22 protein-coding genes and 1 riboswitch are annotated in these 23142 nt (G+C 54.5%); of the genes, 6 read left to right on the forward strand and 16 right to left on the reverse strand.

Going from position 1 to position 23142, the window contains the following annotated elements; translation table 11 throughout:
* Nucleotides 1–38: 38 nt before the first annotated feature.
* Entirely contained in the window at nt 39–842 is an 804-nt protein-coding gene (locus CIG75_RS16590) for an inositol monophosphatase family protein (RefSeq protein WP_094237646.1), read from the reverse strand.
* Between the two features lie 227 nt (nt 843–1069).
* Between CIG75_RS16590 and CIG75_RS16595 the strand changes: the two genes are divergently transcribed.
* Nucleotides 1070–2353 carry an ATP-binding protein gene (locus CIG75_RS16595; RefSeq protein ID WP_094237647.1) on the forward strand — a complete coding sequence of 428 codons (1284 nt, stop codon included), beginning with the start codon at nt 1070–1072 and terminating at the stop codon, nt 2351–2353.
* Nucleotides 2354–2377: 24 nt separating this feature from the next.
* Here the strand turns inward: CIG75_RS16595 and CIG75_RS16600 are convergent, their stop codons facing one another.
* The 4 genes from CIG75_RS16600 to CIG75_RS16615 all read right to left on the reverse strand — a co-directional run bounded on the left by CIG75_RS16600 (nt 2378) and on the right by CIG75_RS16615 (nt 6060).
* Nucleotides 2378–3124 carry an energy-coupling factor transporter transmembrane component T family protein gene (locus CIG75_RS16600; protein WP_157729608.1) on the reverse strand — a complete coding sequence of 249 codons (747 nt, stop codon included), beginning with the start codon at nt 3122–3124 and terminating at the stop codon, nt 2378–2380.
* On the reverse strand, nt 3117–4784 hold the full coding sequence (locus CIG75_RS16605; protein ID WP_094237649.1) for an ABC transporter ATP-binding protein: 1668 nt from the start codon (nt 4782–4784) through the stop codon (nt 3117–3119). Before CIG75_RS16605 ends, CIG75_RS16600 begins: the two co-directional genes overlap by 8 nt.
* Before the next feature lies 1 nt (nt 4785).
* Nucleotides 4786–5367: an ECF transporter S component gene (locus CIG75_RS16610; protein WP_094237650.1), complete on the reverse strand. Its 582-nt coding sequence runs from the start codon at nt 5365–5367 to the stop codon at nt 4786–4788.
* A gap of 89 nt (nt 5368–5456) precedes the next feature.
* Nucleotides 5457–5560, reverse strand: a riboswitch (TPP riboswitch).
* A gap of 236 nt (nt 5561–5796) precedes the next feature.
* A complete protein-coding gene (locus CIG75_RS16615) occupies nt 5797–6060 on the reverse strand; it encodes a glutaredoxin family protein (RefSeq protein ID WP_094237651.1) in 264 nt (87 codons plus the stop codon).
* A 105-nt stretch (nt 6061–6165) separates the two neighbouring features.
* Here CIG75_RS16615 and CIG75_RS16620 point away from each other — a divergent pair, with 105 nt between their 5' ends.
* Complete coding sequence (locus CIG75_RS16620; RefSeq protein WP_094237652.1) at nt 6166–6465, forward strand: hypothetical protein; 300 nt, start codon at nt 6166–6168, stop codon at nt 6463–6465.
* A gap of 18 nt (nt 6466–6483) precedes the next feature.
* Here CIG75_RS16620 and CIG75_RS16625 read toward each other — a convergent pair whose 3' ends face one another.
* A complete protein-coding gene (locus CIG75_RS16625; protein ID WP_094237653.1) occupies nt 6484–7692 on the reverse strand; it encodes an MFS transporter in 1209 nt (402 codons plus the stop codon).
* 333 nt (nt 7693–8025) lie between these two features.
* Between CIG75_RS16625 and CIG75_RS16630 the strand changes: the two genes are divergently transcribed.
* From CIG75_RS16630 to CIG75_RS16640, 3 genes are read left to right on the forward strand one after another with little or no spacing between them, the layout of a single operon-like run.
* Nucleotides 8026–8259, forward strand: coding sequence for a FeoA family protein (locus tag CIG75_RS16630; protein WP_094237654.1), 234 nt, complete (start codon nt 8026–8028; stop codon nt 8257–8259).
* 29 nt (nt 8260–8288) lie between these two features.
* Entirely contained in the window at nt 8289–9077 is a 789-nt protein-coding gene (locus CIG75_RS16635) for a FeoB small GTPase domain-containing protein (protein ID WP_094237655.1), read from the forward strand.
* A complete protein-coding gene (locus tag CIG75_RS16640) occupies nt 9074–10468 on the forward strand; it encodes a nucleoside recognition domain-containing protein (protein ID WP_094237656.1) in 1395 nt (464 codons plus the stop codon). Before CIG75_RS16635 ends, CIG75_RS16640 begins: the two co-directional genes overlap by 4 nt.
* 36 nt (nt 10469–10504) lie before the next feature.
* Here the strand turns inward: CIG75_RS16640 and CIG75_RS16645 are convergent, their stop codons facing one another.
* Nucleotides 10505–10756 (reverse strand): hypothetical protein, encoded by a 252-nt coding sequence (locus CIG75_RS16645; protein WP_094237657.1) that lies wholly within the window; start codon nt 10754–10756, stop codon nt 10505–10507.
* Nucleotides 10757–10845: 89 nt separating this feature from the next.
* Here CIG75_RS16645 and CIG75_RS16650 point away from each other — a divergent pair, with 89 nt between their 5' ends.
* On the forward strand, nt 10846–11295 hold the full coding sequence (locus tag CIG75_RS16650) for a YlbF/YmcA family competence regulator (protein WP_094237658.1): 450 nt from the start codon (nt 10846–10848) through the stop codon (nt 11293–11295).
* A 45-nt stretch (nt 11296–11340) separates the two neighbouring features.
* On the opposite strand, the gene CIG75_RS16655 is transcribed toward CIG75_RS16650, so the two are convergent.
* The 9 genes from CIG75_RS16655 to cyoE form a co-directional block, all read right to left on the reverse strand.
* Nucleotides 11341–12204 (reverse strand): aldo/keto reductase, encoded by an 864-nt coding sequence (locus tag CIG75_RS16655; protein ID WP_094237659.1) that lies wholly within the window; start codon nt 12202–12204, stop codon nt 11341–11343.
* A gap of 142 nt (nt 12205–12346) precedes the next feature.
* Nucleotides 12347–13792 carry a DUF4397 domain-containing protein gene (locus CIG75_RS16660; protein ID WP_094237660.1) on the reverse strand — a complete coding sequence of 482 codons (1446 nt, stop codon included), beginning with the start codon at nt 13790–13792 and terminating at the stop codon, nt 12347–12349.
* A gap of 102 nt (nt 13793–13894) precedes the next feature.
* Complete coding sequence (gene cls, locus CIG75_RS16665; RefSeq protein ID WP_227874264.1) at nt 13895–15340, reverse strand: cardiolipin synthase; 1446 nt, start codon at nt 15338–15340, stop codon at nt 13895–13897.
* A 243-nt stretch (nt 15341–15583) separates the two neighbouring features.
* Complete coding sequence (locus CIG75_RS16670; protein ID WP_094237661.1) at nt 15584–16549, reverse strand: hypothetical protein; 966 nt, start codon at nt 16547–16549, stop codon at nt 15584–15586.
* Nucleotides 16546–17508 carry a hypothetical protein gene (locus CIG75_RS16675; protein WP_094237662.1) on the reverse strand — a complete coding sequence of 321 codons (963 nt, stop codon included), beginning with the start codon at nt 17506–17508 and terminating at the stop codon, nt 16546–16548. Before CIG75_RS16675 ends, CIG75_RS16670 begins: the two co-directional genes overlap by 4 nt.
* 148 nt (nt 17509–17656) lie before the next feature.
* Complete coding sequence (locus tag CIG75_RS16680) at nt 17657–19429, reverse strand: ABC transporter ATP-binding protein (protein ID WP_094237663.1); 1773 nt, start codon at nt 19427–19429, stop codon at nt 17657–17659.
* Nucleotides 19426–21165 (reverse strand): ABC transporter ATP-binding protein, encoded by a 1740-nt coding sequence (locus tag CIG75_RS16685; RefSeq protein WP_094237664.1) that lies wholly within the window; start codon nt 21163–21165, stop codon nt 19426–19428. The genes CIG75_RS16680 and CIG75_RS16685 overlap by 4 nt, the downstream gene beginning before the upstream one ends.
* Nucleotides 21166–21464: 299 nt before the next feature.
* Nucleotides 21465–22097 (reverse strand): hypothetical protein, encoded by a 633-nt coding sequence (locus tag CIG75_RS16690; RefSeq protein ID WP_094237665.1) that lies wholly within the window; start codon nt 22095–22097, stop codon nt 21465–21467.
* Nucleotides 22098–22121: 24 nt separating this feature from the next.
* A complete protein-coding gene (gene cyoE, locus CIG75_RS16695; RefSeq protein WP_227874265.1) occupies nt 22122–23066 on the reverse strand; it encodes a heme o synthase in 945 nt (314 codons plus the stop codon).
* Nucleotides 23067–23142: the final 76 nt, after the last annotated feature.

Below are 23142 nucleotides of genomic sequence, written 5' to 3' on the forward strand. Positions count from 1 at the left end.
ATAGAAAAAGCCTCTCCACCACTTGGAGAGGCTTTTTTTTACGTATGAAGCAGACCTTCCTGCACCACCGCCAGCAGTTCATTCCGCTTGTCAGGATGGCATCCGACCAAATACGGCTCTGCATGCATCCCTGCAAACGGCTCCCCGTCGAAGTCGATCACCAATCCGCCCGCTTCCTGCAAGAGCAAAAGTCCAGCATATAGATCATCGCCTTCTGAGTTGTACAGCACGACGCCGTCCAAATCCCCGCGGGCCATCATGCACCACACCAGCGTCGGTGCCCAGACCCGAAGCACCCGCTTCGCTGTGAGATCCAGATGGTGCTTCAGCCTCATCGCCCGCTCTTCCTTTTGCACGATATGGCCTTGTATCCAACCCAGCGTCAATTTTCTGCCCGCCTTGGGCGCTTTGATCCGCAACGGCTGCCCGTTGCACGTCGCCCCTTTGCCGCGCTCGGCCAGATACAGCTTGTCCTGCACCGAGTCATAGATTACCCCAACCATCGCTTCTCGCTGCACAAAGAACGTGATCGCGACCGCATACAAGGGCAAGCCGATCGCATAGTTATTCGTGCCGTCCAACGGATCGACCAGCCACAGATAGTCGCCTTCCACGCCCGACCAGCCCGTCTCCTCGCTGCGAATGCCGTGCTCTGGAAACTCAGCTCGAATCTTTTCCAAGATGATCGCTTCTGCCAAGCGGTCCACCTCGGTGACCAGATCGCCGTGCTCATCTTTCTCCTCCACCGCAAATGCTCCGTCAAAACGCGACTTGGCCAGTTTCCCAGCCGCAGTCGCCGCTTCCATCGCCACTCGTTTTACTTGCTCGATCATTGCTTGCATAGCTTCGCCCCCCTCTTCGTTTCCATAGTTTACCCGATTCAACGCCAGATCGTCTAACCGGTCGCACGCGAACCCAATGTTTAGTGCGATAATTAATTGATCCATCTAAAATTTTTACAATTCAAAAAAGGTTTCCTGTAGTAATCTGTCGAAAATTGACGACAAGCCTATCGCACAACAAACTACCTATTTCTGACGATATCGTACTGTCCTCGAGGTGAGTCGTTTTGAACGAAGTAAAAGATCTCATGCTCAATATGCTCATCATCATCCTGCCCATCTTTATCTATCAGACGATTTGGATCGATAAAATAAGCAGTCCGATGGTCACTGCCCGCGACCGAACTGCCATCAGCATCGTGGCGACCGTTGCGGCTCTTTGCTGTATGACCCTGCCGGTCACTCCGCTGCCCGGCTTTGTCTTTGACCTGCGTCTTGTGCCACTTTTGATCGGGATTCTTTATGGCGGATTTCGCTCCAGCCTGTTCCTCATCGCCGCCGTGTATCTATACAGCTGGTACTTGGGCGGCCCTGGCTTTCCCATCATGGCGCTGACCTATCCATTCGTCATCCTGGCCGCCTATCTGATCTCATCTCGTTTTAAGCGATGGGGCCGCCGCCAGAAGCTGCTCTCTGCCTCGTTGCTCACGTTTTTCGCTTCCTTGCTGGTCAAAACTGCTGTCGTTGTGACCGCCTATCTCCCACAGCCGGACACGCCACAGCTTCCAATCATCGCCGCCTTCGTGATCCTGCACGTCCTCTCGATCTGCATCTCGATCTTCCTGATCGAAAACATGCGGGAAAAAGCGGCCTTACGCTTCGAGATTCAACAGGCTGAAAAGCTGCGCATCATGGGCCAGCTCGCCGCCTCCATCGCGCATGAAGTCCGCAATCCACTGACCGTCGTGCGCGGGTTCCTGCAATTGTTGCAATCGGACCAGATTCCTGCTGAGAAACGTCACATGTTTCTCAAGCTCGGCATCGACGAACTCGACCGCTCCGAGACGATCATCTCCAACTATCTTGCGTTTGCAAAGCCGCAGTCCTCGCGTCTTGAAACGATCGATGTCGCCGAGCGGGTCGAGCATGCCGCAGCTATTATCTCTTCCTATGCGACGTTGCAAAACGTCGAGATCAAGCACCAGATCGCCCAAGGCTTGTACATTGCAGGCGACCCTGAGCAGCTCTCCCAAGTGCTGATGAACCTGGTCAAAAACGGCATCGAGGCGATGCCAAACGGTGGCACCCTGCACATGAACGCCTACAAGCGCGGACAGAACGTCAAGATCGACATCATCGACAACGGCGTTGGTATGAGCGAAGCGGAACTGGAACGAGTTGGCACCCCCTATTTCTCAACCAAGCAGAACGGAACGGGGCTCGGCCTGATGGTCACCTACCAGATCATCCACTCGATGCAGGGCACTGTGCAAGTCAAAAGTGTCCCCGGCAAAGGCACCCAATTTATGCTGACTTTTCCTCAGAATGAAAAAAACGCTCTTCCCGATTGAGGAAAAGCGTTTTTTTTGTTGTGCTTACAGCAAGAACAAAACAGCCACATTTGTCAGCAACAGCAGGGCGACATAGAACACATCTTGACGCCCTACCGTCATCTGATGATAGAACGTGCGATTGAGTGTACCGTCAAAGCCGCGCGCTTCCAAAGCGACCGCCACGCGCTCCGCTTTGCGAATGCCTTGTGCGAGCAGTGGAATCGTATCGCGCACGATCCCCTGCACCTTCCCACGCAGTCCCGGCAGGCGAGAGACGCCACGCACGCGATGCGCCGCTTTGATCAGCGCATACTCCTCTTTGAACAGCGGCAAGAAGCGAAACCCAGCCAACAGCGCATAGGCGATCTTCGGCGACAGTTTACACTGCTGCATCAAGCTCATCACGAGCTTGGTCAAATCGGTAGTCGCCGTGAACAAAAAGCCATAGCAGACGAACGCCATCATCCGGAGCCCGATGTTCAAGCCGTTGATCACCCCTTCTTCGGTGATCCGAATCCAGGCCCATTCCCACCATACCGTCTCGCCTTTGCCATAAGCGGCGAGCACCCAGGTGGTCGAAAGGAAAATGATCAAAAACGGCGACACGCGCCGCACAAATGTACGCAGTGGAATCTTTGCCAAAGTCAGTGTCAAAATCACCGGAATCAGCAACAGATACAGCGTGGTCAACGGTTCGCTGGCCAAGACGATCAAGATCATGCAGAGGAGGTGCAGGATCAGTTTGACTGACGGATTGACCTGTCCGACAAAACTGTTCGTCTCATACATAGACACTCCCCTCCTCCCGTACAGCTTTCCGACGCTGATACTCATAGGACAGTGGCTCGACGAGCGCGGCGCGGGCCAACAGGTCTGGTTGCGTAAACAGTTGCTTGGGCGTCCCGTCAAACAGCAGCCCGCCTTCTGCAAATACCAACACGCGCGTCGCGGTCTCCGCCACCAACTCCACATCATGCGTCGCCATCATCACTGTCGTACCGCTCGCGTTGCGCTCTTGGATGCGCTCGATCAACTCCCGCGTCGTCGCGGCATCCTGCCCGAAAGTCGGCTCATCGAGCAACAACAGCTCCTGATTTTTCAACAACATCCCAGCGACGCTCAAGCGGCGTTTCTGGCCTTGCGACAAGGTAAATGGGTTTTTCGACGCTAACGCCTCGAGGTGAAAATCCTCCAAAAGCTGCTTGGTTTCCCGGTCCACCTTCTCTTGTGGCCATTTCGCCAAGCGCCCGCCAAAGGCGACTTCCTCAAACACCGTATCGGCGATAAACTGATGCTCCGGATTCTGGAACACAATCCCCATCAGGTCATACAACGCTTCCGGCTTGTACGTTCCAAGCTCCTTCCCTTTTACCAGCACCTGACCGCCACTCACAGGAAGCAGTCCACCGACCGCCTTCAAAAACGTGCTCTTTCCTGCTCCGTTCGGTCCCATGATCGCAACCCACTCTCCTGGCTGCACGCGCACATCGACACCGGACCAAACGTTCCGGCCACCTCGATAGCTCATCTGCAAGCCTTTAACATCCAAGAGCGGCTCACGTTCATCGGTCGGTGCGATGGCACTGGATCGGGCCGCAGTTGGCACGCCACTCATGCGCTCATCCTGCGCGGCAGACTTCCGGTTGCCCCCCTCCCCTTGCCGTTCCAAGCGCTGTGCAAGAGGAGCCTGCGGGTCGCTCAGCAGTTGCTCCCACGTCACCGGCCACATGCGCGGTGTCCAGATTCCATACTCGCGGATGGCATCCTCATTTTGGCGCAGAACGTCTTCCGGCTTGCCTTCGCCTTGCAAAGAACCGTCTGGCGCAAACAGCAAGACGCGATCAATCCACTCCATCACGCTCTCCAACTTATGCTCGATCAGCACGATCGTCTTCTCATGGCGCAGTCGAGCGATGTCTTGCAGGACCTGTCTGGTGTTCTCCGGATCGAGCTGCGCCGTCGGTTCATCAAAGAAGAGCACGTCCGGCTCCAGCGCCAGCAAGCAGGCCAGCGCCAACCGCTGCTTCAAGCCGCCGGACAGCTCGGAGATCGGTTTGTGAAGCGGGAGATCAAGCCGGACTTCCCGCATCAACCGCTCGATCTGTCCGCGCATCTCGGCAGGTGGAACTCGGCGGTTCTCTAGCGAGAACGCGATCTCATCTTCCACCGTCAACATGCAAAACTGCGCGTCCGGGTCTTGAAACATCACGCCGACGCGATCAGGACGGTACACCGTCCCTTTCATCCACGCTTCGATTGAGCGGGGGATGATGCCAGACAACACTTGTGCCAGCGTGCTTTTCCCACAGCCGCTAGGGCCGAGCAACAGCACCGCTTCTTTTTCTGCAATCTCTACACTCATCTCTTGCAACACGGGGGTCTCGCGGTCAAAAAATTGCACAGACACCCCTTCACAGCCGAGAAAGGGTGTCTTTTTTTCGTGATTCATATTAGAACGGTTTCTCCATCCGCTTGCGGATGATTGCGTAGTTGTTTAAAGCCCCCGTTTTGGCCAATGCATCCACGATCAGCTTCGCCAGCAGACCGCCAAGAACTGCGCCAGATACCGTGCGGATCACAATTTTCGCCAGCATCGGTCCGGTCGAAAGCTCAGCCAAGCCCCCGGTCAGCGCCTCATAACCCAAGCTGGCCAGCGCAGCAGCGGCACCGCCCAGCATCAGCGTGCCCATGTTGAACTTCTTATAACGGAAAAGTGCAAATACCAACTCGGTCGCAGCGCCCTGCGCCATCCCGTAGAGCAGCGTAGACAGGCCGTACGGGCCACCCATGATAAATTCGCCCGACGCAGCAGCCATCTCTGCGATCAGCGCCACACCTGGCTTTTGCACGATGTAGGCGGCAAGCACGCCCGCGATGAACCAGGTGCCATAGACGATCTCACCGAGGCCCGGGTAGATTCCGTCTGCCACGCCATACAGCGGCGCCCATGCGATGTACAGGAACCCGCACAGCACGGACAAGATCACCGTGATCATGATTTCTCTGAAATTGACGACATAACTATTCTTCATGTCCCATTTTCCTCCTCGAAAAAAGCTTCAATCGCATAAAAAAATCTCCTCCCGGAATCCGGCAGAAGATGAATACACAAGACAAATATCGTCCAATGCCGTCACTTCCTCACGCCGGTATTACCCAGGATCGAGTGAAAGGGTTAGCACTGATCGTGCTTCTCAGCCAAAGTAGGCACCCCTAGCAACTGCGCTTTTTTCAATTTTTCGTTCTCACCCATTGTAGTAGAAGGACAAACCGTTTGTAAAGGACATTCTCCGCGCCCAAGTTCACATCGTCACGACCGCTCCCGTCCATCCTCCGAATGCCGCGCACCTGCGCCAGTTTTTCCGCCGCTTACAAACAGGCAAGATCCTTCTACTTCGCCTCGATCCGCACCTCGACCCTCTCAAGCTCCAACGCCTTGTGCATCGAACCCAGCGCCCAGACTAGTCTGCGCGAGTTTGCTTTTTTTCTTCCAAATAACGCCGCAGCCAGTGCTCCGCAATCTTCGAGACGAACGCCTCTTCCCCATCGATCGCCAACACCGGAATCTTGTCCCAATATTTCGCATACACCGCTTGATCGGTCGTGATATCAAACTCCTCCACTTGAAGTGGATAGGTCTGCCCCACCCGCGCCAAGATCGGTTTGACTTTCTCACACAACGTACATCCGTCTTTCGTATACAACGTTATTTGAAACGGCTTCATCGTTCCATCCGACCCCTTCGATTACATTCTCAGGAATACTTTACCACAGCAAAGAACACGCTACCAACTAAGAATGGGGCTGTCTAATAAGAAAGGAGCTGTCTGATGAACGTACTGCTGATCGTAAGTATCGTCGCACTCCCACTCTTCCTCTTCTTCCTTCGCAAGCATCGCTTGGCGTGGCTCTTCGACCTGCTCAGCGTCATCGCCACGTGGCTGTTCCTGATCACCACCGGGCTCAGCATCCTGGAGATCAAGCGGATGGGCGTCGAGTTCACCACACACATCCATGAGATTTTTAACAACTGGCTCTTTCTCAGCACCTCGGGCTACCTCGGGGTGTACAGCGTATACCGCCTGCTGATCACCACCGTACGGGCACGAAAAAACAGGCCCTCCCCTTGAGCGTGGGAAGGGCCTGTGCTATGCTTGCGCCTGCTTGGGCGGCGCTTCTTGTTTGGGCAGTCGGCGCAGTGAGAGCAAGAGCGTCGCTCCAGCCGTCGCCAAACCGCCGTAGAGGAAGATCTCCCGCACCGAAAACCAAGTCTCCACCACGCCAGCCAGTGCCATCGATCCGACCGTGCCCGCCATGAAGACCGTGTTGTAAAATCCGAGCACGCGCCCGATATAAGCCTGCTCCGCTTCGATCTGGATGAGCGTCGCGGCGGCGATCATCGCCATCACCGAGAACATCCCGATCCCGACCAGCGCCAGCCACTCCGTCCAAAACGACTCGGTCGTGCTCAGCACGGCGATCATCAAGGCATCGACCAGAATCCCGATGCGCACGATCAGCAGCAAATCGACTCTTTTCAAAAAAGCGAGCGTTGCTGCCCCCGCCGCCAAGCCGAGTCCGATGCCCGCCTCCAGCCAACCGAACTCTGTATCGGTCACCTTGATGATATTTTTCGAGAAGACGACGAGCAATACATTAAACATCCCGCTCACAATCATCGCCGTAAACATGATCGCCGTCGCGTTCATCACGCGCGGCAGCTGTACCATATAGCGCGCCCCTTCACGAAGCTCCACCCAGAATTTCTTTTCCTGATTCGCCCCCTTCTGCTTGGCGGCAGCTTTGGCCGACACAGACAAGAGCGACAAACTCATCGCCGAATACAGAAACGTCGCCGAATCCACAACAAACGCAGCCGTATACGACCAAAAGCCGATCACTGCCCCGGCCGCGATCGGTCCGGCGATGGCCATCACTTGCATGGAGGTTTGAATCCTGGCGTTGTACCCGAGCAGATCGCCTTTCGGAAAAAGCTGCGGAATCAGCCCCTGTTGCGACGTTGAGGAGACAAAGCCAATGATCGCGATGACAAATGTGAACGAATAGATCCAATAGACATGCGGCAAAAACGGGATCGACAAAACGAGCCCTGCCCGTATCAATTCGCAGGCGATCGCCAACTTGCGCTTGTTTAAGCGGTCGATCCATACGCCGAGAAACGGCCCGAGTATAAGCATAGGTAGATAGGAAGCGACCATCACCTGACCGACGCTGAGCGCCGATTCTGTTTTGGCATAGATCATCAATGACAGCGCCAAGAAGTGAAAAGTATCTCCTAGCTTCGACACAGAGCGGCCTGTCAACATCAGCCAAAAGTTGCGTTGCAGTTCTGTCATCTCTAGTTGCCCCTATTGCTAAAATTTTCGAATGATTACAATAGTATGGATAAGTATAATCCAGTTGTCAATCTCTCAAAAAAAATTGTCACCAAAATGTTGCACAATGCACAGTTTTCGTAATATGATTTAGCATAGAGAAAAAACTTTTCACGCGGCTAACTTTTTTGAGTCCATCTAACTATAGCGGAGTCACCAAATGCAACCCCTGGCAATAGTATGTGAGTGCCACTTTTTTTAGGCTCAAAAGTTTCCCTTGTGCAAAAGAGTTAGCTTCAGGTAAACCAGTAGGCATTTTCAATACGATCTAACTGTTGATAGGAGGTTTTGTTCATGGAGATCATTCCACTGCCTGATCTTTTGATCGGCGAACGGGCGCGAGTGGTATCTTTGAACGCGACTGGCGCACAGAGGCGCCGAATGCTTGACCTCGGTCTTGTCCCGCAGGCGGTGATCGAAGCGCTGCGCAAAAGCCCGGCTGGCGACCCGGTCGCCTATCGCATCCGCGGTGCGGTGATCGCGTTGCGCCGCGAAGAGGCATCCCTTGTGATGGTCACGCGCATTTAATTTGATAGTTGCGGAGGAGGATAGAAATCATGTCACAACATAGTTTTCGAGACACGCATGCAGTCTGCACAGAACGGTTTGCGATCGAATTGCCAAGCCCCGATGAACTGGTCATTGCGCTGGCTGGCAACCCGAACACAGGCAAAAGCACCGTCTTCAACGCTCTGACCGGGATGAACCAACACACGGGCAACTGGGCAGGTAAGACGGTCGGTAGCGCGATCGGGCGCTTCCGTCATCAGGAACATAGCTTCACCTTGGTCGATCTGCCAGGCACCTATTCCCTGCTGTCCCAATCGGCAGACGAACAGGTCGCCCGCGACTTCATCTGCTTTGCCAACCCGCACGCAACGCTCGTCGTCACCGACGCGACCAATCTGGAGCGCAACTTAAATCTCGCGCTGCAAGTAATGGAGGTGACCGACCGTGTGGTGGTCGCAGTCAATCTGATGGACGAAGCGAAGCGCAAAGGCATCACGATCGATTTCGTGAAACTCCAAGCGGAGCTCGGGGTGCCTGTCATCCCGATGACGGCGCGAAGCGGCGAAGGACTGAACGAACTCAAGGAGATGCTGTGGAAAGTTGCACTCGGTCATGTGACCCCGACACCGAAGCTCACCACCTACTCGGAACAGGTTGAACGGGCGGTGACCGCGTTGCTCCCGCAGGTCGAACCGCTCGTCTCCGGCGTGCTTCGCTCGCGTTGGGTCGCGCTGCGCCTGCTCGATGGCGATGAATCGGTGCTACAAGCTCTTGAACAGTACACCTTGGAGCATCCGCGCCTCTTCAGCACAGGTGATGTGGTGATTCCCTCATGAAGCAAGGGCAGATCCAACAATTAAAAAATTTGATGCAAAATCTCCAGCAACAAGACACGACCGACCTGCGCGACCAGATCGTCAGCGACATCTATGCCCGGACGGAGGAGATCGTCACACAGACGGTGATGCTGCCCGAAAACAAAGCGCAGCATGAATTTGACCGCAGGCTCGACAATGTGCTGACCTCGCGCTGGCTCGGCTACCCGATCATGATGCTGATGCTTGGCACCGTCTTTTATCTGACGATCGCCGGAGCCAACCTGCCATCGAGTATGCTCGCCGATTTCTTCTTCTGGATCGAAGGGTATCTGACCACCTTTTTCCTCTGGCTAGGCACTCCCGCTTGGGTGCATGGTGTGTTGGTCGAAGGGCTCTACCGCGGAACGGCGTGGGTGGTGTCGGTCATGCTACCACCGATGGCGATCTTCTTCCCAGCGTTTGCGATCTTAGAAGATTTTGGGTATCTGCCCAGGGTGGCCTTTAACCTCGACCGCTTTTTCAAAAAAGCGGGGGCGCACGGCAAGCAAGCGCTGACGATGAGCATGGGCTTTGGCTGCAATGCAGCTGGTGTGATAGCCTGCCGGATCATCGAGTCGCCACGCGAGCGGACCATCGCGATTATCACGAACAACTTCGTTCCTTGTAACGGACGTTTTCCGACGCTGATCACGCTGGCCACGCTGTTTATGGGCGGCGCGATCGGGCTGGCCTATGGCTCACTGGTGGCGACGGCGGTGGTCGTCGGGTTGGTGCTGGTCGGCATTTCTGTGACCTTGTCCGTATCGTGGCTACTCTCGAAGACGATGCTGCGCGGTATTCCGTCCAACTTCACCTTGGAGTTGCCACCGTACCGCAAACCGCAGTTTGGTCGACTGCTGATCCGCTCGGTGTATGACCGCACCGTGTTCGTGTTGAAGCGCGCCGTGATCGTTGCTGCTCCGGCCGGTATCGCGACGTGGATTCTCGCCAACATCCAAGTTGGCGATGCGAGCATTTTGCAACATACTGCTCTGTTCCTCGATCCGTTCGCGCAGGCGATCGGGCTGGACGGCTATATTTTGATGGCCTTCATCCTTGGGCTTCCGGCCAATGAGATCGTTCTGCCGATCTTGATCATGAGCTACCTCTCAACTGGAGCGATGACGGAGATGTCTTCGCTTGTGGAGTTGAAAAATCTGTTTCTCTCCAACGGCTGGACGTGGCTGACCGCGCTGTGCATGATGCTGTTCTCCCTGTTGCACTACCCGTGCGGCACGACGATGTGGACGATCGCCAAAGAGACCAAGAGCACCAAATGGACGCTGGTCGCTATCTTACTGCCGACCTCGATCGCGCTTAGCGTATGTTTCCTCGTAGCGCAAACCGTTCGCTTTTTCGGCTTGGTGTAACGAACAAAGACCCTTTCCAACTGGAAAGGGTCTTTGTTAGATGCGGTCGAGCTTGTTGAGCAGTTTGTTGATGCGTTTGAGCTTGATCAGTTCGCTGACTTGTGACTTGATCACCTTTAGAATCGTCTCATCACTCATCTGGGCGACCGTCTGCTGGCCGTGATGACGGATGGTGGCGTCCATGAGGTTGCGAAGAAAATCGTAATAGTCCTGTGCTTGATAGGGGCCAGACAGATGTGCGGACAGTTCGTCGGCGTACTGCTGGAGTTCAACTTGTAATCGTTCCAAAATTTTTCCCTGCCTTTTTTTGCATATTTCCATGTAGAAGCAGCTGTTTTGGAGTACAATGAAACGAGAGCAAAGGAGGTTTTGTTCCAGTGAATACTGTTCAACATACATCGCTTTCGGACGTTTTGATGAAGACAGAGGAAATTGTCAGCATGCTCAAATCCTCGGAGGAAATGAAACGCTACCGCCAAGCGGAAGATAAAATCAATCGCCACGGTGACGCACAAGCGCTTTTGTTTGTGGTCAAAGCCAAGCGCAACCAATATTCGCAGCTCTCCTTGCGCCACGGGTTCGATCATCCCGCGGTGATCAAAGTCAAGCAAGAGTATGATGACGTGCTCGAACACATCGCCCAAATCCCACTGATCGACGAACTGCAAACGGCGCAGGAGGACTTGAACGATGTGATCCAAGGCATTCTACACACGCTCGTCTCTTCGGTCAACAACATGCTTCCCGTTGAAAAGGGAGATGAGCCAGGCGATGGTGCGAGCGGAGGCTGTGGCAGTTGCTCATCCGGTGGCTGTGGACGCCATTGACAAACAGGGGAAAGCCAGCAGATGACTGCTGGCTTTTTTTGATGACTATAGGGCCCGCTGATACCACGAATCGCCGCCCCACGAAGCAGCCTTCCACGGCAAAGTCTGCGGCGTGGCCAGATGCATGATCTCCTTCCAGAACTCCAAAAGTTCCTGCTCGGTCATCGGTTTGAAGTTCTCCGCGATGGCGAGGTTTTTCTCCAACTGCTCCATCGACTCCATACCGACGATCGACGTCGAGATCGGAAGTGACAACGTATAGCGGAGCGCCTGCTCATACCAGTTGCCCAATTTGCCTAGCGCCATCACCTTCATGCCGATGATGCCCATGCCTTTTTCCCGTGCCAACGGCACAAACTCATGAGCAAAGGAATAGATATGATGATCGAGCGCTGACAGGGCGATCAAGGCACTGTCAAAATCGAAGCGGCGGATCGCTTCGACCAACACCTGCGGATTGGTGTGGCCGGAGATGGAGAGCTTTTTGACCAGACCCTGCTCCTGCGCTTCCAGCAGGGCTTTGACGGCACCGTCTTCAGCAAAACAGCGATCGAGTTCTTCAAAAGTGACCATGTTGTGCAGCCGCCATTCATCGACATAATCGGTCTGCAGGCGCTGTAAGCTCGCTTCGAGCAGTCGCCATGAGCCATCGCGGGTGCGGTCGTGCGTCTTGGTCGCGATCTTCACTTGCTGGCGTCTGTCTTGCAAGGCCAAACCAAGTCGGTATTCCGATTGCCCATCGGAGTAACTCGGCGCGGTATCAAAATATGTAATGCCACGATCGATGGCGGTGTTGACAATATCGATCGCCGCCTCTTCCGTGCAGTGGTGTTCATCGACGATACGCTGTGCGCCAAAGCTGAGCAGTGGCACCTGCCAGCCTGTGCGGCCAAATGGTTGTTGGATCATCGTAGTCTCTTCCTTTCTTGTCCGACAGTGATCTGCATCCATGCATTTTCTCTACCTTATGCAGGATTCCCTTTTTCTCGATAAAAAAGAAGCCCTTTCGCTCGAAAAAGAAAGGACTTCTCTGACATATTGGGCGGACAAGTCATGCTTCCGGAATCATTTCGATGGCAAGCGGCGGTTGGCCACCGCGCAGGCCGACGATGTAGATCGTGTAGGTGATATTCGGGTCGAAACGCATTTTTGGCAGGCGCAGGACCACATCCTTCTTGCCTGCCAGACGCAGCTCGAGATCGCGGCGGCCAGGGGCGACTTGGAGATACGGCGATTTTTCTTTGTAGGTCAAATGCCCGATCAACACTTTTCCGGAGACCAGCCCGACATCGACCGCCGGAGTGTTCGGAGAGAGGTGGACAAATTTGACTCGGGCAAAACCCGGTTTGGTTTTCTTCGGCTCATCCTCAATGATAATCGGGCGGACATTTTTAAAATAGTCGGCGATCACGATCGAATAGGATTGATTCGGTTTGGCATTGAAGGTGGTATCGATCAGGGCCCCCACCTGTTTGCCATAGGGAAAAACCTGCACGCGGTGCCGTCCCGGTGTCAGGGGAAAATAGTTGCTGATTCCTTCAAAATCGACGTCTTCCGCCACCTTTTTGCCATCGACGACAATATCGACGCCAGGGGTATCGGGTGAGGCGTGGAAAAAGCGGACGCGGGCCTTGGCGACCGGAGGGGTGGCCGGTTTGACGACGGGGACCGCCTCGATATCCACCAGTTCCGCGACCGGGATTCCTTGTTCCACGAGCGGAATCGGAATCACATCACCATCCCCGGTCATCATCGGCACAGCCTCCGTGATGACCCCGCTTTGCGGGAGCGAGCTGCTCGGCTGGTACACGCCTCCTAGTGGCATCGTTCCGCTCGGCTGGTACACTCCTCCTTGCGGGATCGTTCCACTCGGCTGATATAGCACCCCACCTTGTGGGATCGTTCCACTCGGCTGGTATAGCACTCCTCCTTGTGGCAACGTTCCGCTCGGCTGATACACTCCTCCTTGTGGCAACGTTCCACTCGGCTGGTATACCCCTCCTTGTGGCAACGTTCCGCTTGGCTGATACACTCCTCCTTGTGGCAACGTTCCACTCGGCTGGTATCCCCCTCCTTGTGGCAACGTTCCGCTCGGCTGATACACTCCTCCTTGCGGCATCGTTCCACTCGGCTGGTATACCCCTCCTTGCGGCATCGTTCCACTCGGCTGGTATACCCCTCCTTGCGGGATCATTCCGCTCGGCTTTTGACTCTTATTTGCATCACCAGCGCCGAGATGGCCTGGCGTCATCATCTGTCCTTGAAACTGGGTGTTCAACTGCTTCAGCACTTCATCAAGCATCCCTTGCAACTGATCTTGCGTACCGGCACGCGTGATCAAGGAGCTTACATCCTCATGCTGCTCTTGTAGCAAGCGGCACGCTTCCTGCATAAAGTCATACTGGTTTTGCTGGCTCTCCTGCACCAAATGAACCAACTTTTCAACCTCACGAGCCAATTGCTCATACGCAACAAGCTGTTGTTCCTCTCTGTTCAAACCCTAGACCTCCTCGGAAGGTTGTTGTCAATTCTCCGCCACTCCCATTCCAAAGTATTACAGCGTCTAGGCAAAGGTTCATCAACTATGCAATTTGGGCTTTTACAAAATCGGCGACAGCAACCGCGCGCCCGACTCGCGCAACCGATCCTTCAACGGTCGGTTGAAGTATACTTCCTGCTCCACCTGTACACTATCTTGCAAGTCCTGCACAAAGTCTTTCGTCAACCGCTCCACAAACTCGTGATTGTACAAAAAGGCCCCGATCTCAAAATTCAACAAAAAGCTTCGTATATCAAAATTGGCCGACCCCAAACAGCCAACCTCATCATCGACCAATAACACTTTCGTATGCAAGATTCCTTTTTGGTACAGATACAATTTGACCCCGGCACTGAGCAGCTCGGTAAAATAAGACCGCGATGCCCAATAGGTCAGGCGATACTCTGGCACGCCCTGCACGATCAGTTTGACATCCACTCCGCTCAGCGCCGCCATCTTCAGCGCCATGATGATGCTGTCATCGGGAATAAAATAGGCCGTCTGCAAATAAATCCGCTTTTCTGCCGTCGCGCACGCCGTAAAAAACATCTGCCGAATCGAATCAAACTCCGCATCCGGGCCGCTTGGCACGATCTGCACCAGCATCGTTCCAGCCTGCTCTGGCTTTGGGTAATACTTTGGAGCGTTGATTGGCTTTCTCGTCACAAAAAACCAGTCATTTAAAAACGCCCGCTGTAACATCTGCACACTGTCCCCGTGCACTGCAAGATGCGTATCCCGCCAGAATCCAAGTTTCTGGTCCCGCGACAGGTACTCATCCCCGATGTTCATCCCGCCAAGAAATCCAACCTTCCCATCGATGACCACGATTTTGCGATGATTGCGGAAGTTCAATCGGTTCGTCAAAAAGGGAAACTTCAAGGGGAAAAAGACCGCCACCTCGATCCCCGCACGCTCCATCTCCTGAAAAAACGCCTTGGGCGTTTTATGCGAACCCAACCCGTCCACCATCACCCGCACCTCGACGCCTTCCTGTCGTTTGCGTATCAACAGTTTGCGTGTATCCTGACCGATCTCATCATCTCGAAAGATGTAATACATCAAGTGTATATGATCTTCGGCTCGCTCCAACTCGGCAAAAAGTTCCTTAAACTTCTGCTGACCGTCGGTCAATACCGTAAAGCGATTGTTGCTCGTCAGCGGGGACAACGAGTTGTTTAACGACAGGCGCACCAGCCGCTTTTTCTGCTCCATCCCGTAGCCTGGCAACAGCTCCTCTTCACTCAACTGTTGCAGTTGCTGTTCCACGATCGACTCCAAACGATTGCCCTTGAGATGCTTGTGGCGAAACATTCTGCGCTTTTGTACATTGCGCCCGAGCAACAAATACAGCACAAATCCGAGAATCGGAAGCACCGTGAGAACGATCAACCAGGAAATCGTTTTCCCCGGGTTGCGGTTTTCCAAAAAGATTACCGCCCCGACCAAAACAACTTGCAGCACACCCAAACCAAGTACAATGATCCAGTCGATCGTCACCACCACCCTTGCGCCTCAGTTCTCCGTAGTATGCACGAAAAAAGGCACCTCCATGTTGCGGAGGTGCCTGCCAAACTGGGCTAGACATCGACATCTATTTTCTGACCGACTGCCGTATGACTGCGCTCGAGCGAGGCTGAAGCGGAGGCAATCGTTTCTTTCGTCTCATGTTGCACAACTTTCGACCCGTTAGCTAAAGTCGTGTGAATAGCAATGTCGCGTTGCACATACTTGACTGGTTAAAAAAGACTATTGCAAGATCATTTGTTTCTGCTCAACACCAAGTTCGCGCATCCGCGTGTCGATCAAGGACTGTACACGGCCATCCAGTTCTTCGTAATATTGATGCGCTGGAAGCGACAACAATTCCAATGTATCTTCGTAGCGCGCCCAGATCAGCCAGTCCAACTGCTTCGGTTTTTTCTCCGCTTCTAGCAGTCGGAAGCGCACAAACGAATGGGCATCCGGCCCTTGTTCGGCCGTCTCCTCGATCGTATCCAAAAGCTCGATCTCAATCGAAATGCCTTCCGAAGCTAGCTCCGTTCGGTAACTGACTGCAACATCTTGGGCGACCGCTTGAATCTGCTGTTCGGCCGTCCGCAACACCTCTGTCGGCACTTCGTTGACATGAATCACATCGTAGGCGTTGAGCTTCGGGATACCGAGCGAGTTGAGCGTAGCTTGCATCAGATCGCGATGCTCTCCGTACAGCTGTTCCACATGCCCGATCGGGCGCAGAGCGAACATGACATGCCCGCGAAACACCGAATAGCCAAAGCAGTCCTTCCACTCGATCCGCGTCTGAAACGCTCCTTGGGACAGCAGTCCATAGCGCGGTGCAAACATCGTCACACCATCGCGGTCGAACAGCACCACTTCCTTGCGCCGCGTGTTGCTTTTGAGATAAAACGGCCACAGCACCATCACCACGACCAGCCCGATCAGCATGCCGCCAACCAGCTGCTCGACATCGTTGAATGAGACGATGTTCTCTCGCGTGATCACCCGCACGACGCCGATGACGACAAACACGATGACAAACGGCACGACCATCTTTTGAAAGGTCAGCTTTTCCACAGCTCCATTGTCCACATCCACGCGTTGCAAGACTTCGTACCGTGCACGGTGGCGAGAAATCAGATAGGCCCGCACTGGCACATTTAGTCCGTACAGCGCCAGCCAGATCGCGAAGGCAATCACAAACCCCGTCATCATGACACGACCACCTCTCTCGCCTTCTGTGCGTCGCGCATCGTCATTTTGATCCACTCCTGCAAGCGGTCGATCAACTCCTGCCCGCTTGTGCCGAGCAGATACCCGACACTGCCTGTCGAATGCCACAGCGGGAAGACACCGCCGACGATTCGTTCGCCGGAGTCGCCATCGATCAGATTCAACTGCAACCACGAACGAGCCTGTTCATCGAAGAGACGGTCGCCAGGCATGTTGCGCATCACGCCGAACTCGGGCCGCAAGTTCATGAGCTGCAGTTCATCATGGAACAGGTCGAGCAGATCCCAGCCTAAGTCGTTGACTTCATCTTCTGCCGCGTAGAAACGCTCCTCATCGACCTGCGCCGACCACAATCGGTCGGTCAACTCCAAGCGGTCCACGCCCAGTTCATATAACGCCTCTTTGACCCGCACATAGTCGGCCGCCCGGTATTCGACCTGCGCCACAGCGTCGCCTTCACCTGAAAACTGGATGAAGCTCCCATCGATCTTGTACCCGATGATCTCGTCCCAAGCTGTGAACAGCGCGGGACCCTGTTTCCAAAACGGCCGACCTAAATTTTCAGGAAACAGCCAGACGCCGCGATCGGTCAACAGATAGCTCTGCACGTTTTGAAACGGGCGACCGCGATGATAGTAACAAGTCAGCGCCCCCATATATACGAAACAACCAATCACCAAAAGTTCGCTCTCCACCCCGATCAGCAAAAACGCGAGAAACGCGATCGTCCAAAGGACGACTCCCCAATAGTTTTTGCCGATGCGATAGCCGACCAACTCCGTGTTCACATCTGACGCGAACCCCACATGCTCCGAGGTAAAAATCTTGCGCTTCATGCGATTTCTTCGGAATGGTAGCAGGCCAAACGCTGCCGTGCCGATCAGATAGCCCAGCACGCCTGCGATGAAAAGCGCCTTCCAGATTGCCAGCACTTCGGTCATCTGTCAGACCACCTCTTTCAAACTCACAAGTAACTAAACAAACTTAGACTATAAGTATAGCAGAAGACAAATGATAACTGACTACTTATTTGCTACCAATCTGCCCAATAAAAAAAAGCCGCCCCATTCGGGCGGCCTTTTTCCTCTCTTATACAGCCAAATTCTCGCCGATCTCCGCTTCCCGTTTGAACAGGCGCGCATAGACGCCATCTTGTTGCAGCAGAGCTTCATGTGTGCCCGTTTCGACCACACAGCCGTTCTCCAGCACCACGATCCGGTCAGCGGTCAACACGGTGGACAGACGGTGTGCGATGACCAGCACCGTCTGCTTGCGGCGACGTTTGGTGATCGCTTCGTTGACCAGCACTTCGGTGATCGGGTCAAGCGCCGAACTGGCCTCATCGAGCACCAACAGCGGTGCGTCCGCAACCAGCGCACGAGCCAGCGACAAGCGTTGCTTCTGACCACCAGACAGCAAGTTGCCGCGCTCACCGACCGGTGAGTTCAGCCCATTGGGCAGAGCGTCATAAAACTCCTGCAAGCCGCTGTCCCGAATCGCCTGCAACAGCGTCTCATCGCTGGCATTCCGATTGCCAAGCCGCAGGTTGTCGGCCAGCGTCCCGTTGCGCAGTTGTACATCCTGAGACACGACCGCAACCTGTTTGCGGAGCCAGCGTGCATCCAGATCGCTTAGCGGTTGGCCGTCGAGGTAGAGTTGCCCCGCGTCCGGCTCATACAGCCGCAACAGCAGATCGACCACCGTCGATTTGCCCGAACCGCTCGGCCCGACCAGCGCCACCGCTTCACCGCGCTGGATCGCAAAGGACAGCTCCTTCAACACGCGATCCGTTTTGCCCGGATAGGCAAAAGCGACCCCTTCGAGCAGCAGGTCCCCTTGCACCTCAGGCAAAATCAGACCTTGTTCCGTTTCGGCAGGTGACGTCTGTTCGGACAGCAAGATCTCCGAACGGTCGAGCGCAGGCCCTGTGCGACGCACCGACAGCCAGTGACGCAGCATGCGTTGCAACTGGTTCGCCGCCACCCCGACCAACGTCGCGGCCGCCAGCATCTCACCTTGCGTCAAGTTGTCATTCCAGATCAGCCACGCCGAGATCGCGTAGACGACGCCGATCGCCACGCCATTAAACGAGCCGATCACCACATAGGACTGCATCCGTGCTTTCAGTTCGCGGTGGCTTGCTTGGATAAAGCGCTTGCGAATCACGGCGACCGACTCGATCTCCGACTCTGCCACGCCGAGCACGCGTGACAGATGAATCCCCGTCACCGATTCGCGCAGCCGCTCCAGATAGCTCGACGCTTCCCGTCTGGCATCGGCGGAGGCGGTTCGCGTTCTAGCCCCGACCAGATTCGAGCCGTAATAGAAGATCACGCCTAACACCAAAGACGTCACCATCAACAGCGGGTTGATCCACGCCAGCACCGCCGAGTAGATCACCACGCCTTGCACCGAAGCCATCAAGGACGAACCTTCCCAGGCTAAGAAATTGTGGAGCGTATCGGGATCATCGGAGACGCGGGCCAGCAATTCGCCCGATTGGTTGCGGTGGTAGAAGCTGAACGGAAGCTTTTGCAGATGGCGAAACAGTTTCAATTTCTGCTGGATCGTCACGCCTTTGGCGACATAATGACAAAAATACTCGTCGATGACCATGAAGACCAAGTCGAGCACCGCCGCGATCACCAGCAGGATCGCCAACCCCCAGAGCAGGTTGCCATTCCCCTGATCGGGCAGAATGGAATCGACCAGCCAAGTCATCGCAAGCGCCGGAATCAAGTCGCCGCAGACCTGGCTGATCGCAATCACAAACGAGTCGGCTGCCACCCATTTGGTGTAGGGCCGCAAAAAGGCTAACACCCGTTTGCCATCGCTCAACTTTTTCGTCGCTGTCTGACTCATACGGCCCCCTCCTTCTCCAGTTCGCTGTACTGCGCCATATAGAGCCGGTAATACTGCCCTTGCAGTTTTAAGAGCTCTTCATGCGTGCCGCGCTCGGCGACCACGCCACGATCGAGCACAAGAATCTGATCGGCCTCGCGCACCGTGACCAGACGATGAGCGATCGTGATCGTCGTCCTACCTGGCATCAACTGCTCCAACGACTCCTGTACACGCTCTTCTGTCGCCCCGTCCAGCGAGGAGGTCGCTTCGTCAAAGATCAGCACCGGAGGATGGCGCAAAATCGCCCGAGCGAGCGCGACCCGTTGTCGTTGCCCACCGGATAATTTCAACCCGCGTTCACCGACGACCGTCTCATAACCTGCTTCCAAACCCTCAAGAAACTCAGACAATCCAGAAGCCTGCACCGCCGCATCCAATTCCGCTTGCGACGCATCGGGACATGCGTACAGCAAATTTTGACGCAACGTGCTGTTCAGCAAAAAGGTCTCCTGTGACACCACACCCACTTGCTGACGGAACGAGTTGCGATCATGAGTCATCATGTCCTTGCCATCGACGCGCACCGTCCCCTGCTCCGGTGAGTACAGGCCGAGTAGCAATTGAATCAACGTGCTCTTCCCACCGCCCGAAGCGCCGACGATGCCGATATGCTGTCCGGCTTGCACTTCAAGCGTCACGCCGCGCAGCACCGGTTCTTCTGTGCCCGGATAGGTGAACCAAATGTTCTCCATTTCCAGATCACCGCGCACCGTGCCAACCACAGGCAAGCCTGCCGCCTGTTCTTCCGGTAGATCTAAGTATTCATAAATGCGGTGCAAAGCCGGAATCGCCTGTTGAATCAGCAAGGCATTTTCAGCAAGTGCGCGAATCGGATTGAACATCGCCGGAATAAACCCGATGCACGCGACCAAGGTCCCGACTGTGATGTCCTCTTGCCAGACGGCAAAACCGCCGACCAACATCACAATGCCCGGTGATGCGATCTGCATCATTTGCCCCAAGCGCCAGTTGACTTTGCTGATCAACGCCGCGTAGATCGCAAACTTCTTCCACGCGTTCAGCTTCACCGTCTGCGTGTTTGTCTCCTCTTCCTCCGTCACGAACGAGCGCACGAGACGAATCGACTCGATGCTCTCCTGCATGTGCGCATAGAGATCGGCGAGCATGTCGCGTTGCACCTCGCTCAGTTTGCGCACCTTGCGCCCAAGCAGATAGGACGGGCCAAGATAGATCACAAACACGCACAGCATGATCAAGGCCGCTGGCCAATAGATCGCGATCACCGCCACAAACGCTGCGATCGCCCCCAACATTTGCTGTAAAAAGCGCGGGATGACCGTTGAGTTTAAATTTTGGATCGCTTCCACATCGTGCGTCAACCGAAACAGGATGTCCCCGCGAGGCGTGGTGGCAAACATCGACATCGGAGCACGGTGGAGCTTACGAAAAGCGTGCAACTGCAAATCAGTAATAATATCAAGACCGATTTTAACTTGTACAAACTCTTGCAAAGATTCAAATATTACTTTGCCCAAAAAAGCGAAAAACACGCTGGCAACCAACCATCCGATAACATGGGTCAACACTCCAGGCAGCACAACATCGACCAGTTTCCCCAGCAAGATCGGCGGAAGCGTCGCAAAAGCGCCTCCCAGTATCGCATACAAAAGAACCAGCAACAGTCGCCATTTATAGGGCTGGAACAGAGCTATCGTCTGCTTAAACATCGTCATAAGTAGTTCCCCCCTACAAAAAGATTTCTCTCAAATATACTGCCGCCATACACAAATTGGAAGTGTTTTTACAAAAGTTCAATTATTCAGTTTCTAGAAATCCTGGCCTGTGCCATACGTAACTTCTTATTTAAATGCAGAAACGCCTCTTCTCAAGTGAGAAGAGGCGTTTTCCCTGTGTGCTGCTTAGTTCTTTTGCGTAAAGGAGCCAGTGTAATAAAAAATTCCACAGAGCAACGCTACGAATACGAACGCACCAGCAGCAAATCCGAGCAGAGCCATTTCGGTTAACCCCCTTGTTACTGAACGAGTTCCATGATACGAGTACCGCACCATTCTGCGAACTCGCCCACGGAGATCATGTCGGTGAGGACCAGCGTGAGGACGCCGGTTGCAACAGTGTACAGAAACACAGACAGTGCAGCCGGAACCAGACGGTTCAGCGCTTTGATGTTGCGTTCGCTGTAGTATTTACCGATTGCCATCATGAAGCCGATGCAGACGAGCGACAGGGCGAGTTGCAGGAAGTAGATCCCCATGTGGGTCGTCCAAGCATGTTCGCCTTGTTCATGGGTGTAGAACAACAGCCAAATTTGCATAACAGCATACGCGGTGATCGCAAGGGTGGACAAGACCATCATAATGTTGAACTTGCCCATCGCTTTCGAACGGAAGAAGCTAGCCGCCAGCAACAGCAGGAGACCTGCAACCAGCAGAATAATCGTCGTGATCGCCGGGAGATCTGCATTAGGTCCGAAGTCTACGGTAAACTTATCCGGTGCCCAGCCGCGCAGATACACGTTTGCCGCAACAAACGTTGCGAGAAAAAACGTGAAGGAGATCAGGCTCAGCCAAGTAGCAAAGATCCCGTTGTCTTTAATGCCTGTGCCTTCGCGATGCGGCACCCAATCGGGAGCGTGATGTGCAGACATCTTCGTTCCTCCTTTTCTTCAAGATTACAGGTACGGTTCTACGATCATCACGATGCTAAGCACCGTGAGGTAGATCAGCGAGTAAACAAACGAAATGCGAGCCCATTTGATCGTATCTTTCACTACGAAACCGACGCAAGACAACACCAGCCAGCCGAAACCGAGCACGAGCGAAGTGATCAGGTAGGTGTAGCCAACATTCGGAACCAGATACATCAAGAACGAAACGGGAACCATCGCAGCCACATAACGAATCATGTGACGCTTCGTCACTTCAAAACCTTTTACAACCGGAAGCAGCGGAATGCCCGCTTTCCCGTAATCTTCCGCCCGGCGAATCGCCAGCGCCAAGAAGTGCGGCGGCTGCCAGAGGAACATCCACAGGAAGAGCACCCAAGCGCCAAAATCCATGTTGCCCGTAGCTGCCGTCCAACCCATCACGATCGGCACAGCGCCGGAGACGCCGCCCCAGATCGTAGAGGTGGTAGATGTGCGCTTCAGCCACATCGTATAGACGACAACGTAATCGAACAGACCGATCAAACCAAGGAACGCCGTAAGCGGATTGACGAAAAACGTCAAGATCAACGTGCCGACCACTGCGAACGCCACGCCCAGCCAGAGAACGTGTGTTGCGTTCAAGCGGCCGCTCGGCAACGCACGCTTCGACGTGCGCTCCATGTTTTTGTCCAAGTCACGGTCGATATAGTTATTCAAGCAAGTACCCGCCATGATCACAAGCGCGGTACCGATCAGTGCGTAGAAGATCGTAGCGCCAGCTGCTTGACCGTTCGAGGCAAGCCAAAGACCTGCAAAGACGGTCATCATGTTGGCCAACGTAATTCCGATTTTCGTTACCGTTACAAAGTCACGCCAGGTGCCAGTCGGTGATTCCGACAACGGACCCGGTTCCATGACCGGATTCGAGACGCGAGAAGCGGTCGAAGTAGATTGTACAGTCTGTTCCAAATAGTTCCCCTCCCAGCAATGTTTCATGAGATCTCTCTGTTGAAGATGACCAGAAGGAGCCGGAACGACCAGGACC

It is taken from the genome of Tumebacillus algifaecis, from assembly GCF_002243515.1.
GTDB lineage: Bacteria > Bacillota > Bacilli > Tumebacillales > Tumebacillaceae > Tumebacillus_A > Tumebacillus_A algifaecis.

Coding starts and splice junctions, on each gene's coding strand:
- CIG75_RS16655 (WP_094237659.1), bottom strand. CDS start 12,204: ATGATCCAACAACCATTTGGCCGCACAGGCTGGCAGGTGCCACTGCTC.
- CIG75_RS16620 (WP_094237652.1), top strand. CDS start 6,166: ATGAACGTACTGCTGATCGTAAGTATCGTCGCACTCCCACTCTTCCTC.
- CIG75_RS16625 (WP_094237653.1), bottom strand. CDS start 7,692: ATGACAGAACTGCAACGCAACTTTTGGCTGATGTTGACAGGCCGCTCT.
- CIG75_RS16635 (WP_094237655.1), top strand. CDS start 8,289: ATGTCACAACATAGTTTTCGAGACACGCATGCAGTCTGCACAGAACGG.
- CIG75_RS16675 (WP_094237662.1), bottom strand. CDS start 17,508: ATGACCGAAGTGCTGGCAATCTGGAAGGCGCTTTTCATCGCAGGCGTG.
- CIG75_RS16670 (WP_094237661.1), bottom strand. CDS start 16,549: ATGATGACGGGGTTTGTGATTGCCTTCGCGATCTGGCTGGCGCTGTAC.
- CIG75_RS16600 (WP_157729608.1), bottom strand. CDS start 3,124: ATGTATGAGACGAACAGTTTTGTCGGACAGGTCAATCCGTCAGTCAAA.
- CIG75_RS16590 (WP_094237646.1), bottom strand. CDS start 842: ATGCAAGCAATGATCGAGCAAGTAAAACGAGTGGCGATGGAAGCGGCG.
- CIG75_RS16690 (WP_094237665.1), bottom strand. CDS start 22,097: ATGTCTGCACATCACGCTCCCGATTGGGTGCCGCATCGCGAAGGCACA.
- CIG75_RS16615 (WP_094237651.1), bottom strand. CDS start 6,060: ATGAAGCCGTTTCAAATAACGTTGTATACGAAAGACGGATGTACGTTG.
- CIG75_RS16680 (WP_094237663.1), bottom strand. CDS start 19,429: ATGAGTCAGACAGCGACGAAAAAGTTGAGCGATGGCAAACGGGTGTTA.
- CIG75_RS16630 (WP_094237654.1), top strand. CDS start 8,026: ATGGAGATCATTCCACTGCCTGATCTTTTGATCGGCGAACGGGCGCGA.
- CIG75_RS16685 (WP_094237664.1), bottom strand. CDS start 21,165: ATGACGATGTTTAAGCAGACGATAGCTCTGTTCCAGCCCTATAAATGG.
- CIG75_RS16640 (WP_094237656.1), top strand. CDS start 9,074: ATGAAGCAAGGGCAGATCCAACAATTAAAAAATTTGATGCAAAATCTC.
- CIG75_RS16610 (WP_094237650.1), bottom strand. CDS start 5,367: ATGAAGAATAGTTATGTCGTCAATTTCAGAGAAATCATGATCACGGTG.
- CIG75_RS16605 (WP_094237649.1), bottom strand. CDS start 4,784: ATGAATCACGAAAAAAAGACACCCTTTCTCGGCTGTGAAGGGGTGTCT.